The organism is Hyphomicrobiales bacterium (assembly GCA_039973685.1).
Taxonomy (GTDB): Bacteria; Pseudomonadota; Alphaproteobacteria; order Rhizobiales; family JACESI01; genus JACESI01.
Genome location: JBDWKL010000054.1, coordinates 13,593 through 26,363 on the forward strand (window position 1 = coordinate 13,593; position 12,771 = coordinate 26,363).

Below are 12,771 nucleotides of genomic sequence, written 5' to 3' on the forward strand. Positions count from 1 at the left end.
AAGGGAACTCCGATTTTAAAAGAAGAGTGTTATGCGGCAATATTTGGATTTGATGCAGCACGTGCTCGATAAGGGCCACGTGAAAGAAGACCGAACCGGAACAGGCACACGCTCTGTGTTTGGCCATCAAATGCGTTTTGATCTGGCGGATAGCTTCCCAATGCTCACCACGAAGAAATTGCATTTGCGCTCCATCATCTATGAGCTGTTGTGGTTCTTAAAGGGCGAAACCAATATCGCATACCTTAAAGAAAATGGCGTTCGCATCTGGGATGAATGGGCGGATGATAATGGCGACCTTGGGCCTGTCTACGGCTATCAATGGCGCTCTTGGCCGTCGCCTTCTGGCGGATCAGTTGATCAAATTTCCAAGGTCATGGATCAGATCATCAATACGCCAGATAGCCGTCGGATGATTGTTTCTGCTTGGAACCCCGCTTTGGTAGACGATATGGCGCTGCCGCCTTGTCACGCGCTGTTTCAGTTTTATGTGGCAGATGGGCGATTGTCTTGTCAGCTTTATCAACGCTCTGCCGATATCTTCCTCGGTGTGCCGTTCAACATTGCCTCTTATGCGCTTTTGACTTTGATGATGGCAAAAGTCGCGGGATTAAAACCGGGCGAATTTGTTCATTCCCTTGGTGATGCTCACCTTTATTCAAACCACCTTGACCAAGCACGCGAGCAATTATCGCGCACACCAACTGCAATGCCGGTTATGAAAATCAAAGACCGCGAGCAGGGCATTTTTGATTTTGAGTATGAAGATTTTGAGCTGATCGGTTATGAGGCCCAACCACACATTAAAGCTGCTGTTGCGGTTTAAGGGGTGGTGATGAGCAAGCCGATGATTTCAATGATGGCAGCCGTTGCAAAGAACCGTGTGATCGGTGCTGATAACGATATGCCGTGGCGCCTATCAACTGATTTAAAGCGCTTCAAAGCCGTTACGATGGGCAAGCCGATCATTATGGGGCGGCGAACCTTTGAAAGCGTTGGTAAAGCGCTGCCAGGTCGGCTGAATATCGTGATTAGTCGCAGCACTGACCTTACCCTTGAGGGTGCCGAAGTGGTTGCCACGTTGGACGAGGCGCTTGAGGTTGCAACGAATACTGGTACTGACGAAATTATGATCACAGGTGGCGGTCAGATTTATGCACTGATGATGGACCGTGCTGACAAGCTTTATATAACTGAGGTCGATGCTGAACCTGAAGGGGATACGGTCTTTCCTGAAATTGATCTTGCTAACTGGATAAAAGTTCACGAAGAAGACGTACCACGCGGCGAGAAAGATAGTGCAGAGACGATTTACCGCATTTTTGAGCGAAAGTAGCCAATATTTCGTTCAATTCGTATCGTTAAGCACTTGAATTTACCTTGTTTATGACCAGTTTCACCCTATGACTTCCAATCTGAGTGGAAACTAGCAATATATCTTTAAACACCGTCTTGGCGTGTGATGCATTGTAACGGTGCAAAAGCTTGCTATAAAGCGACCCAATTGCAATCGCGCAACGAGGTTGGGCGAATGTTAGATTTGGATCACGGCGATCCGTAACTTTTGAGGAACAAATATGCCTTGGAGCAATAATACCGGTGGCGGCAACAAAGGCCCTTGGGGCGGCGGCGGCTCAAATGGAAATGGCGGCGGCGATGGCGGCGGTCCGTGGGGCGGCAACGGCAAAAATGGTCGTGGCGGCGGAAACGGTGGCGGCGGTGGTAATGGAAACAATCCACCACCTGACCTCGAAGAGATGCTTCGCAAAGGTCAAGATCAGTTGAAACAAGTATTGCCCGGCGGCGGTGGTGCATCCAACTTCATGCTTGGCGGTGTCATTCTTATCGCGGCTTTTGGTTTGTGGTTGATGCAATCATTTTACACCATCCAGCCAAACCAGCTCGGCGTAGAGCTTGTTTTTGGTAAGCCAAAGCAAGAAATTTCAGGGCAGGGCCTTCACTTCCATTTCTGGCCAGTTGAATCTGTAGAGACTGTTCAAGTGACGGAAAACCGCATTACGATTGGCGGCACATCGGCACGTGGCGGAACAGCTGCTGCTGGTCTTATGCTTTCAGGTGACCAAAACATGGTTGAAGTTGAATTTGCCGCTCTTTGGCAGGTCAACGATGCAGGCGCTTATTTGTTTAATGTGCAAGACCCGCAAGAGATGGTGACGAAAGTTGCTGAAAGTGCGATGCGTGAAATCGTTGGTCGTCGTCCGGCGCAAGACATCTTCCGTGACAATCGTGCATCGATCTCTGAGGAAGTACGTGCGATTACGCAATCAACTCTTGAGAGCTATGGCACTGGCATCCAAATCAACCGGATCACAATCGAAAACGTGGCACCGCCGCGTGAAGTTGCTGATGCGTTTGACGAAGTGCAGCGGGCTGAGCAAGACGAAGATCGTTTTGTTGAAGAAGCCAATCGCTATTCAAACCAAAAACTGGGTGCAGCCCGTGGTGATGCCGCGCAAGCACGTGAGACAGCTGCTGGTTACAAAAAGCGGATTGTTGAAGAAGCAACTGGTGAAGCAGCACGTTTCGTCTCTGTTTATGACGAATACGCGAAGGCACCAGAAGTAACACGTAAGCGTTTGTTCCTTGAAACAATGGAACGTGTGCTTCGTAGTTCAAACAAAGTTATTTTGGGTAGTGAAGGTGCTGGCGGCCAAGGTGTTGTCCCGTATCTACCACTTCCAGAAATTGAAAAACGTGCCCGCGGCGCGAATACAGGAGGTCAGTAATCATGGCTAATCGTTTCCCTTTAATCCTTGGCGGTTTTCTGATTATCGCTTTCATTATCTACTCATCCATCTTCGTGGTGAATGAGCGGGAACAGGCTCTTGTGCTTCGCTTTGGTGAAATCAAACGCCAGATCAAAGAACCGGGTCTTTATTTCAAAGTTCCAACTAACATCGTTGATACGGTGCAGGTTCTTGAAGACCGTTTGCTTCGCTTGGACCTTGAAGACATTACGCTTCAGGTTTCTGGTGGTAAGTTCTACGTTGTGGACGCTTTCGTTGTGTACCGCATCGATGACCTTCGCCTCTTTAGAGAGCGTGCAGCGGGTAACATTCTTCAAGCTGAGAGCTTGCTGCGTACGCGTTTGAACGATGGTCTTCGTGACGTTTATGGTCGTCGCGGCTTTGAGGCAGCATTGTCTGAAGAACGTAATGCGATGATGGCGGAAGTTCGTGACCTTCTATTCGGTCAGGTGAATTCATTCGGCATGAAAGTTGAAGATGTCCGCGTTCGTCGTACAGATTTAACCGCTGAAGTTTCAGACCAAACATTTGCTCGTATGTCGGCTGAACGTTTGGCAGAAGCTGAAAGACTGCGTGCGCGTGGTCGTGAGGCTGAGCAGCGCATTAAAGCGGTTGCTGATCGTCAAGCTATTGAGATTGTAGCTGAAGCAAACCGTGACGCAGAAATCCTCCGTGGTGAGGGCGATGCTGAACGTAACCGTCTATTTGCTGAAGCCTTTGGCCGAGACCCTGAGTTCTTTGAGTTTTACCGCTCAATGAGTGCTTATGAAAGAGCGCTACAAGACACAGGCACAACGCTTGTTCTGTCTCCAGACTCAGAATTCTTCCGCTTCTTCCAAGATGATAACGGCGCGAAGAAGTAAGACACTCAAAGGGTATCGCGATGACGGATTTATTTGTTGGCATCGCGATTGCCTTGGCGTTTGAGGGTATTATCTACGCCCTCTTTCCTGACCAGATGAAAGCAATGATGGCGCAGTTGTTAACTGCGCCATCTTCGTCTCTAAGAACCGGTGGTGTTATAGCACTTGCAATTGGCGTCTTTATTGTCTGGTTGGTTCGTGGCTGATTGGCCTTGAACTATTTGACCATCTCCAACCAAATAAAAGCAGTTTTTTGATCAAATACCCGTGACGGGACATTGATCTGCTTGTTGTTTACGCTCATGTTAGGTTCAACGAATTCTAATATGGAGTACCCCCTTGGTCCGTGTCCGTGCTGCTAGCAAAAATAACCGCCTCTACGCACAATTGATCAGCCTTTTTGTTGCGATCGCTTTGATGATTGCAGGCTCCATCTCCTTTGCAAAAGCACATGATGGGCCTGAATCCGTTGCCGATCTTGCTGAGAATGTTCTGGATGCGGTGGTGAATATTTCCATCATCCAAGGCGGCAACACCACAAGGCCGAGGCGCAACACCAGACCAGATGATGAGCCAGACCTTCCAAAGGCACCTGAGGATTCTCCGTTTGAAGAATTCTTCGATGATTTCTTCAAAAAGCAGCAACAACCAGGTGAGGGCAACCGTGGTCGTCGTGCACGCGGGCAGGGATCTGGTTTTGTCATTGATCCTGAGGGTGTGATCGTCACCAATAATCATGTGATTGAGGGCGCTTCTGAAATCATTATTGATTTCAATGATGGCAGCAAATTAAACGCAGAATTGGTGGGGACTGACGCTAAGACTGATTTGGCGGTGTTGCGTGTGAAAGCCGACAAACCATTGCCTTATGTGAAACTTGGTTCTTCAGATGACGCTCGCGTTGGCGATTGGGTGATGGTGATTGGCAACCCGTTTGGCCTCAACAGCTCCGTGTCTGTCGGCATTATTTCAGCCCGCAATCGTGATATTCAATCAGGCCCTTATGATAATTACATTCAAACTGATGCAGCCATCAACCAAGGTAACTCTGGCGGCCCGTTGTTTGATAAGAATGGTGATGTGATTGGTGTTAATACCGCGATCTTCTCCCCTTCAGGCGGCGGCTCGGTTGGTATTGGTTTTGCCGTGCCAAGTGATACAGCGCGCTCTGTTGTTTCCCAACTCCTAGAATTTGGTGAAACACGTCGCGGTTGGTTGGGTGTTAATATTTTGCATGTAACAGACGAACTTGCTGAGAGCCTTGCCCTTGGCAAAGCGCGCGGTGCCATGGTTTCTGCCGTAACGGCTGCTGGCCCAGCGGAGAAAGCTGGCCTGTTATCAGGTGACGTTGTCATCAAATTTGATGGCCGTAATGTTCGCGTTATGCGTGATCTTCCTCGTATGGTGGCTGATACACCTGTCGGTAAGGAAGTGGATGTCACCGTTTTCCGTGATGGCAAAGAGGTGGACTTAAAGGTCAACCTTGGTCGCTTGGATGAAGACGAGAAAGTTGCTTCTGCTGATGATAGCAAGACGGATGAAAAGCCGAAAGAAGTGACGCCAGAAGATGGCGCGGTTCTTCAACTTGGCATGAGCTTTGAGCAGCTTGACGATGGTCTGCGCGAAAAGTTGAAAATCGCGAAGACTGTTGAAGGCGTCGTCATTTCTTCTATCCAGTCAGGATCTCTTGCAGAAGAAAAAGGCGTTGAAGTTGGCGATGTTGTTCGCGAACTGAGCCAAACTGAGATTAAAAATCCTGAGGATGTTAAAGCGCGTCTTGCCGCTCTTAAAGAAGCAGACCGCCGCGCTGCTTTGTTCTTGCTTGAAAACAAAGAGGGCGAATTACGCCTCGTTGCAATCCGGCTTGACGACTAGTGTTAGCGAACAAAATCTGCCTTGCTATACCCTTGAAGGTAGAGCAAGGCGGTTAGGTCGCCGTGGTTGATTGCCATGTCGGCTGCTGTCGCGACTTTAGGTTTCGCGTGGACCGCAACGCCTGAGCCTGCAAGTTCAATCATACCAAGATCATTAGCACCATCACCAATTGCCATTACGTCGCTTGGCGTGAGGCCTTTCATCGCGCAAATTTCTTCAAGCGCTGTTACCTTCGCCGCCGACCCAAGGATGGGATCAGCAACGGTTCCAGAGAGCTGGTTGCCGTCAACTTCCAGTGTGTTGGCACGGTTTTCGTCAAAGCCTAACATCTCAGCAATACGGGCGGTGAACATTGTAAAGCCGCCGGATACGAGTGCGGTATACCCGCCGTTTGCTTTCATGGTTTGAACCAACTCGCGGCCGCCTGTGCGAAGGGTGATCTTGTCGCGTACCACCTCGTCAATGATGCTGAGATCAAGGCCTTTTAAAAGACCAACACGCTCACGCAGTGCTGGATCAAATTCAATCTCACCGCGCATGGCGCGTGCGGTGATGTCAGACACCTTGTCTTTAATGCCGATAGCGTCAGCCAGCTCATCAATACACTCTTGCTCGATCATGGTGCTGTCCATATCCGCAATCAGGACCGTTTTTCGCCGCCCTTGTATGGGTTGAATAGCCATATCGATGCGTTGTTGATCCAACTGAGGAGCAATCAATGCTGCTTGGGTTGCCTCATCCGCATTCACGGGAATATCACAGGCTATGCCGTCGGCAAGTTGCGTCACATCTAGCTTGCGACCTAAATGGTCAGCAAGGTCGTTTAATATACGATCTGTTATTTGCCCGTGGTCAGGATGTGATATGAGGGTGATGACGTGAGTTTGTTGAGACATAGGAATTGCTTATTTTGGGAGAGTTGGGAGAAGAACGTGCGGTTTTGATAGCTGGACCAACCGCAAGCGGCAAGTCCTCCTTGGCACTTAGTTTGGCCAATGCTGCAATAAAAGTAGGACGCGTCCCTATTATTTTAAATGCCGACAGCATGCAGGTCTATCGTGAGCTTCATATTATCTCGGCAAGGCCATCAGCTGAAGATGAAGCTTTAATGCGGCATAAGCTTTATGGGTTTGTGCCATCAAGCGAGGCTTATAATACAGGCCGATGGCTTGATGATATTGGGGCAGAACTCAACGCGTTGAATGAAAAAACACTACCGATTATCGTGGGTGGAACAGGGCTTTATTTTAAGGCGCTGACTGAGGGTTTTGCTGTTATGCCGACCGTGCCTGATGAAGTGCGGGCAGAATTGCGCGACCAGTTGGAACGGGAAGGGGCGGCAGCACTTCATGCAAGTCTTGAACGCTTAGATCCGCAAACAGCTGAAAATTTAAAACCCTTGGATAGCCAGCGCATTTTACGGGCATTGGAGATCATCAAAGTAAGTGGTCGCTCGATCCGTGATTATCAATCGGAGGCTCAATCCAACCCACTTTTGGATGCTGCAACTTGCAGGAAGATCATTGCGCTGCCAGACCGTGCAGCCCTTTATCAGCGTATCGAAGAGCGTTTTGACGGTATGGTGGCTGCTGGTGGGCTTGAGGAAGTTGAAGCATTACAAGCTCTTAACCTCGATACGTCTCTGCCTGCCATGAAGGCGATTGGTGTGCCGCAGTTTATTGATCATTTGTCGGGCGACCGTTCGATTGAAGACGCAATAGACAATGCGAAGCAAGAAAGCAGGCGCTATGCTAAACGACAAATGACATGGATGCGTAATCAAATGGATGATACTTGGGAGCGCATCAATACATTTGAAATATAAGCGCTTTCATCCTAGCAATTCTTACCTATTGTACAGTTAATAAATCTGTGCAAACTTTCCCTAGAGGCGAATTGAGTTTTTAACATCGTCAAAGGGTAGAGTAATGAGAGTAATTATTACAAGTTTGGCTCTTATTTTGAGCTTATTTATTACCCCATCTTTCGCAGCTCGCGTAGAAGCAAAGGTGGATTTGTCACAGCAGAAAATGCACGTCTATAAAGGCGGTCGTTTACAATACACATTCAAGATTTCATCAGGTAAAGCAGGCTTTCGCACGCCAACAGGCCGTTGGGGTGTGACGCGGATGCATCGTAAATATTTTTCACGCCAATATCATGGTGCGCCGATGCCGAACTCGATCTTCTTTCATCGTGGCTACGCTATCCACGGTACTAACAAAGTTAGTCGTTTAGGTCGCACTGCATCACACGGCTGCATTCGCTTAGCACCGGGTAATGCGCGGGCATTGTTTAATCTTGTTCAAGCAAATGGTCGCAAGAATTTCCGCGTCTCCATTCGTCATTAAGGGTAGGCCTTAGGGCCGGCACTCTTTTGTAATGAGTTCTTTATAGAGTGCTTGAAGGCGCTGGGTCATTGGTCCGGCGCCTTTCTCTTTGCCAATTGGCTTGCCATCAATTTCAGCCACAGGTGTTTGCGCGCCAAAGGTGCCAGTTAAAAATGCCTCATCAGCGCCATAGGTATCAAACAGCGAATAGTTACGTTCAAAGACAGGAATATCGTTAGCCTTGCAAAGATCGATGATCTTCTGGCGGGTAACGCCATTCATGCAGTAATCACCTGTTGAGGTCCAAACTTGGCCTTTTCGCACGATGAAGAAATTACAAGCATTGGTGGTGTTCACAAAACCATGTGGGTCAAGCATCAAGCCTTCATCGGCCCCTGCTTGTTCTGCCTGCAAGCAAGCAATTACGCAATTTAGCTTTGAGTGTGAATTATATTTTGCGTCTTGGCTCATAGGCAGGCCGCGCACTTGCGGCACAGTGGCTAGACGAATGCCCGTTTTATGGAGCGCTTCAATCGGTTTTGAATGTTCCATAATAATCACGACCGTTGGGCCAGATTGTGAAAGGCTAGGGTGCTGAAAAGGTTTCACCTTGGTGCCTCGCGTCACCATGAGGCGGCAATGAACATCGGTGGTCATGCCATTGGCGTCAGCAAGGCGTTGCAGCGCATCGGCCATTTCGGTGCGGCTCATGCCTATATCTAAACTCACCGCTTTACAGCTTTCGTAAAGGCGATCCATGTGATCATCAAAAAAAGCCCAACGCCCATCATAAAGCCGCATGCCTTCCCACATGCCGTCACCCAACAAGAAGCCGGAATCGTAAACAGAAACCTTCGCCTCATCGCGATGAACGATATCGCCGTTGATGAATATTTTGATGTCGCGATTTCGTTGGTCTTCCTCGGAAGAATGGGTAGTGTGGTTGTCGGTCATTTTTGAAGAAGGTCTCCGTTGTGACGAAAATCATAGCCATGTGGTCAGGTCCACGCAATCTATCAACTGCAATGATGCGTTCTTTTGGTGCGCGAAATGATTGCAATGTAATGGATGAACCGTTTTATGCGGCTTATTTGCATGCGACAGGTTTAAAGCATCCGCTTTATCAAGAGATTATCGATGATGGTTTGATCGACCCTGCTGATGTGGTAGCGCACTGCCTTGGTGCCGATGATAAGCCAATCTCCTATCAAAAACATATGTGCCATCACATGATCGATGGCTTTCCGCTTGATTGGCTCGATCAGGTGACGAACGTGTTTTTGTTGCGCGAACCTGCGCGTGTATTGGCCAGTTATGCGGCGAAGGTTGAGACGGTGTCTGCGATTGATATTGGCTTTCCGCAGCAACGCGCATTAATGGACCGCGTTATTAAAGGCGGTGGCACGCCGATTGTTGTGGAAGCAGCCGATATTCGCCGCGATCCTCAAAAGATGCTTGAAGCCTTGTGTTCTGAGGTCGGGATTTCGTTTGATCCGGCCATGCTGTCATGGGCGGCAGGGGAGAGGGACGAAGACGGGGTGTGGGCCAAGCATTGGTATGATGCTGTTTGGAAGTCGACAGGCTTTGCACCTGCCGAAGTAAGCCCGCTTCCCTCATTGCCTGATAACCTTGCCGTCATCGAGAATGAGGTGATGCCAGATTATGAGTTTATGCGCTCACATTGCTTGAGTGCATAACGCCACATAATCGATCAACCGACTTTGATCACCATTTTGCCGAAGCTTTTACCGAGCAACAGATCGTTGAACGCTGATGGTGCGTTTTCAAGACCATCAACCACCTGCTCTTTGTAAGTGACCTTGCCTTCTTTCAGCCAAGCCGACATATCTTTGACGAAGGCTTTATAGTCATCCTTGCCGAAATTATCGAAGATGATGAAGCCTTGCATTTTGACCTTCATACGAAGGATAGCGCCCATAATGGCGGGGCTGAAATCTGGACCTTCTGGAAGGCCTGTTAAATTGTACCAAGCCACGACGCCACAAACAGGAATGCGGGCGAAGGCGTTGAGCAAGGGCAGGACTGCAAATAAGACTTTGCCGCCGACATTTTCCCAATAGACATCAATACCGTTAGGGCAGGCTGCTTTTAGTTGAGCTGCAAAGTCGTCTGCCTTGTGATCAAGGCAAACATCAAAGCCGAGATTGTCGACAACATGGGCACATTTTTCTGCACCACCTGCGATGCCCACAACACGGCAACCTTTGATCTTTGCAATCTGCCCAACAGTCGCACCAACAGGGCCGCTGGCTGCGGCAACCACAACTGTTTCTCCCGATTTGGGCTCACCAATATTGAGAAGGCCAGCGTGAGCGGTGAAGCCCGGCATGCCCATAATGCCCAAAGCCCAACTTGGATTTTCTGGAGACTTGCCAAGGTTCATCACCTCAGTACCATCAGATACGGCATAGTCCTGCCAGCCACTGCCGCTTAAAACATAGTCGCCCGTTTCATAACCATCTAGGTTGGAAGCCACCACTTGTGCGACAACTTGCCCCGTCATCACCTCATCAATTTTAACAGGCTCCGCGTAGGATTTCGCATCATTCATTCGGCCCCGCATATAAGGGTCGAGTGAGAGGTAGCAGGTGCGCAATAACATCTCGCCAGCTGCAGGTTCAGGCACATCGACTTCTTCTAATCTTAATGTCGCGTCATTGGGCAGTCCATGCGGACGTTCTGCAAGGACGATGCGGCGGTTGATTTTGGATGATTGAGACATGGTGAGACATTCGCAAATGAGAAGAAGGGGTACTCACCTATCTAATGAGGATGCGCTTGTGCATGCAAGGTTTTGTTTTGATCTGTCCCAATTTACCTCACCCCTTGACACATACTTTCTCCCCGCTTACTCATTATGTAACTGATAAATTTAGGTAGAGATAATGACCAGAATTCTAGTCGTGGTGATGAAGCACAGTGCCGGAGACGCAATTTAAGCGTCTCGGATAGGTACTGTGCGGCAAATAGGCTCCCAAAGGGGGCCTTTTTTATTGCCGTTTTATCATAAGCTAGAGGGTTGGAATTTTTGTTCAACAACGCTAGGAAACGTGCTTAAGCTAGGGCCGATGGAGAAGATTATGAGTGCCGACAAGACAACTGACGCGATAAAAGCAGGAGCCGCCGCATCTGGTGAAGAGATGAACGGTGCTGAAATGGTTCTGCAGGCCTTTCGTGACAATGGTGTGCAACACGTGTTCGGTTATCCAGGCGGTGCGGTCCTGCCGATTTATGACGAGATTTTCCAGCAAGAAGATATTGAGCATATTCTTGTGCGCCACGAACAGGGTGCGGGCCATGCGGCAGAAGGCTATGCGCGTTCTACAGGCAAACCCGGTGTTGTTATCGTAACCTCTGGCCCAGGCGCCACCAACATGGTGACAGCCCTTACAGATGCCATGATGGATTCAATTCCGCTGGTTTGTATTACAGGCCAAGTGCCAACGCATTTGATCGGCAATGATGCTTTCCAAGAATGTGACACAGTTGGCATTACGCGGCCCTGCACCAAGCACAATTGGCTCGTTAAAGACGTCAACGATTTGCCGGGCATTTTACATGAAGCGTTTCATGTGGCGACAACTGGCCGTCCAGGCCCTGTGGTTGTTGATATTCCAAAAGATGTGCAGTTTGCTTCTGGCCTCTACACAAAAGGCCAACGCCGTTATCACAAGAGCTATAAGCCGCAAATGCAGGGCGATGCTCATGCAATCCGTGCGGCTGTTCAGGCAATGGCTGCGGCCAAAAAGCCGATCCTTTATACAGGTGGCGGTGTTGTAAACTCTGGCGATGGCGCGACTGCAAAACTTCGCGAGTTGGCTGAGCTTACTGGCTTTCCGCTCACATCAACATTGATGGGCCTTGGTTGTTATCCAGCGTCCGGTGATCAATGGCTTGGTATGTTGGGTATGCACGGCACCTATGAAGCCAATATGGCGATGCATGGTTGCGATGTGATGGTCTGTATCGGCGCGCGCTTTGATGACCGCATTACAGGGCGCACAGACGCCTTCTCACCAGACTCATTGAAAATCCATATTGATATGGACCCATCATCAATCAACAAGAACATCAATGTTGATATTCCAATTGTTGGCGACGTGGAAGAAGTGCTTTCTGCCATGATCCACGTTTGGAAAGAAGAGCAGCGCAAAGTTGATGCGGTTGCTCTTAATGATTGGTGGAGCCAAGTGAATAAATGGCGCGGCCGCAACAGCCTTGCCTATAAGCCAAATGATGATGTGATCATGCCGCAATACGCGATTGAGCGGTTGTATGAAAATTCAAAAGGCCACGACACATACATCACCACTGAAGTGGGCCAGCACCAAATGTGGGCAGCTCAGTATTTCGGTTTTGATGAGCCAAACCGCTGGATGACATCTGGTGGCCTTGGCACAATGGGCTACGGTTTCCCTGCAGCCCTTGGTGTGCAAGTGGCTCACCCGGGTAGCTTGGTGATTGATATTGCGGGCGATGCATCCATTCAAATGATGCTGCAAGAAATGTCGACTTGCGTACAGTTCAACTTGCCAGTGAAAATCTTTATTCTAAACAATCAATATATGGGCATGGTGCGCCAGTGGCAGCAATTGCTTCATGGTAATCGTTTGTCGAATTCTTACTGTGATGCCTTGCCAGATTTTGAAAAGCTCGCGGAAGCCTATGGCGGTGTTGGCATGTCTTGCCAAAAGCCAGATGAACTTGATGACAAAATTCAAGAAATGATTGCCTGCGACAAACCAGTGATTTTCGATTGCCGTGTCGCAGCTCTTGCCAATTGCTTCCCAATGATCCCATCAGGCAAAGCGCATAACGAAATGTTGCTTAGCGATGAAGTGTCCGATGAGGATATAGATCAGGCAATTGATGAAGAAGGCGCTACGCTCGTCTAATCAAGTCTGAGGTTTGTTG

13 protein-coding genes are annotated in these 12,771 nt (G+C 49.0%); 10 read left to right on the plus strand and 3 right to left on the minus strand.

Going from position 1 to position 12,771, the window contains the following annotated elements:
- The first annotated feature begins 31 nt into the window (after positions 1 to 31).
- The 6 genes from ABJO30_14830 to ABJO30_14855 all read left to right on the plus strand — a co-directional run bounded on the left by ABJO30_14830 (position 32) and on the right by ABJO30_14855 (position 5,506).
- Positions 32 to 826 (plus strand): thymidylate synthase, encoded by a 795-nt coding sequence (locus tag ABJO30_14830; GenBank protein MEP3234098.1) that lies wholly within the window; start codon positions 32 to 34, stop codon positions 824 to 826.
- Between the two features lie 9 nt (positions 827 to 835).
- Positions 836 to 1,336, plus strand: coding sequence for a dihydrofolate reductase (locus tag ABJO30_14835; protein MEP3234099.1), 501 nt, complete (start codon positions 836 to 838; stop codon positions 1,334 to 1,336).
- Positions 1,337 to 1,577: 241 nt separating this feature from the next.
- Positions 1,578 to 2,747 (plus strand): FtsH protease activity modulator HflK, encoded by a 1,170-nt coding sequence (hflK, locus tag ABJO30_14840; protein ID MEP3234100.1) that lies wholly within the window; start codon positions 1,578 to 1,580, stop codon positions 2,745 to 2,747.
- A complete protein-coding gene (locus ABJO30_14845) occupies positions 2,747 to 3,631 on the plus strand; it encodes a protease modulator HflC (GenBank protein ID MEP3234101.1) in 885 nt (294 codons plus the stop codon). Before hflK ends, ABJO30_14845 begins: the two co-directional genes overlap by 1 nt.
- 20 nt (positions 3,632 to 3,651) lie before the next feature.
- On the plus strand, positions 3,652 to 3,837 hold the full coding sequence (locus ABJO30_14850; GenBank protein MEP3234102.1) for a DUF2065 domain-containing protein: 186 nt from the start codon (positions 3,652 to 3,654) through the stop codon (positions 3,835 to 3,837).
- A 133-nt stretch (positions 3,838 to 3,970) separates the two neighbouring features.
- Positions 3,971 to 5,506 carry a Do family serine endopeptidase gene (locus ABJO30_14855; GenBank protein MEP3234103.1) on the plus strand — a complete coding sequence of 512 codons (1,536 nt, stop codon included), beginning with the start codon at positions 3,971 to 3,973 and terminating at the stop codon, positions 5,504 to 5,506.
- Between the two features lie 2 nt (positions 5,507 to 5,508).
- Here the strand turns inward: ABJO30_14855 and serB are convergent, their stop codons facing one another.
- On the minus strand, positions 5,509 to 6,402 hold the full coding sequence (gene serB, locus ABJO30_14860; protein MEP3234104.1) for a phosphoserine phosphatase SerB: 894 nt from the start codon (positions 6,400 to 6,402) through the stop codon (positions 5,509 to 5,511).
- A 14-nt stretch (positions 6,403 to 6,416) separates the two neighbouring features.
- Between serB and miaA the strand changes: the two genes are divergently transcribed.
- Positions 6,417 to 7,331 (plus strand): tRNA (adenosine(37)-N6)-dimethylallyltransferase MiaA, encoded by a 915-nt coding sequence (miaA, locus tag ABJO30_14865; GenBank protein ID MEP3234105.1) that lies wholly within the window; start codon positions 6,417 to 6,419, stop codon positions 7,329 to 7,331.
- A 103-nt stretch (positions 7,332 to 7,434) separates the two neighbouring features.
- Positions 7,435 to 7,857, plus strand: a complete 423-nt coding sequence (locus tag ABJO30_14870) for a L,D-transpeptidase (GenBank protein ID MEP3234106.1) — start codon at positions 7,435 to 7,437, stop codon at positions 7,855 to 7,857.
- Between the two features lie 9 nt (positions 7,858 to 7,866).
- Here ABJO30_14870 and ABJO30_14875 read toward each other — a convergent pair whose 3' ends face one another.
- Positions 7,867 to 8,790 carry an aminotransferase class IV gene (locus tag ABJO30_14875; protein ID MEP3234107.1) on the minus strand — a complete coding sequence of 308 codons (924 nt, stop codon included), beginning with the start codon at positions 8,788 to 8,790 and terminating at the stop codon, positions 7,867 to 7,869.
- 20 nt (positions 8,791 to 8,810) lie between these two features.
- Between ABJO30_14875 and ABJO30_14880 the strand changes: the two genes are divergently transcribed.
- Entirely contained in the window at positions 8,811 to 9,533 is a 723-nt protein-coding gene (locus ABJO30_14880; GenBank protein MEP3234108.1) for a hypothetical protein, read from the plus strand.
- Positions 9,534 to 9,547: 14 nt separating this feature from the next.
- Here ABJO30_14880 and ABJO30_14885 read toward each other — a convergent pair whose 3' ends face one another.
- Positions 9,548 to 10,579 carry an NADP-dependent oxidoreductase gene (locus ABJO30_14885; GenBank protein ID MEP3234109.1) on the minus strand — a complete coding sequence of 344 codons (1,032 nt, stop codon included), beginning with the start codon at positions 10,577 to 10,579 and terminating at the stop codon, positions 9,548 to 9,550.
- A gap of 358 nt (positions 10,580 to 10,937) precedes the next feature.
- On the opposite strand from ABJO30_14885, the gene ABJO30_14890 reads away from it, so the two are divergent.
- Entirely contained in the window at positions 10,938 to 12,752 is a 1,815-nt protein-coding gene (locus ABJO30_14890) for an acetolactate synthase 3 large subunit (protein MEP3234110.1), read from the plus strand.
- Positions 12,753 to 12,771: the final 19 nt, after the last annotated feature.

Bases quoted from the DNA above. Each gene is read 5' to 3' on its own strand.
- ABJO30_14870 (MEP3234106.1), top strand. From the start codon at position 7,435: ATGAGAGTAATTATTACAAGTTTGGCTCTTATTTTGAGCTTATTTATT.
- serB (MEP3234104.1), bottom strand. From the start codon at position 6,402: ATGTCTCAACAAACTCACGTCATCACCCTCATATCACATCCTGACCAC.
- ABJO30_14890 (MEP3234110.1), top strand. From the start codon at position 10,938: ATGAGTGCCGACAAGACAACTGACGCGATAAAAGCAGGAGCCGCCGCA.
- ABJO30_14830 (MEP3234098.1), top strand. From the start codon at position 32: ATGCGGCAATATTTGGATTTGATGCAGCACGTGCTCGATAAGGGCCAC.
- ABJO30_14850 (MEP3234102.1), top strand. From the start codon at position 3,652: ATGACGGATTTATTTGTTGGCATCGCGATTGCCTTGGCGTTTGAGGGT.
- ABJO30_14835 (MEP3234099.1), top strand. From the start codon at position 836: ATGAGCAAGCCGATGATTTCAATGATGGCAGCCGTTGCAAAGAACCGT.
- ABJO30_14875 (MEP3234107.1), bottom strand. From the start codon at position 8,790: ATGACCGACAACCACACTACCCATTCTTCCGAGGAAGACCAACGAAAT.
- hflK (MEP3234100.1), top strand. From the start codon at position 1,578: ATGCCTTGGAGCAATAATACCGGTGGCGGCAACAAAGGCCCTTGGGGC.
- ABJO30_14885 (MEP3234109.1), bottom strand. From the start codon at position 10,579: ATGTCTCAATCATCCAAAATCAACCGCCGCATCGTCCTTGCAGAACGT.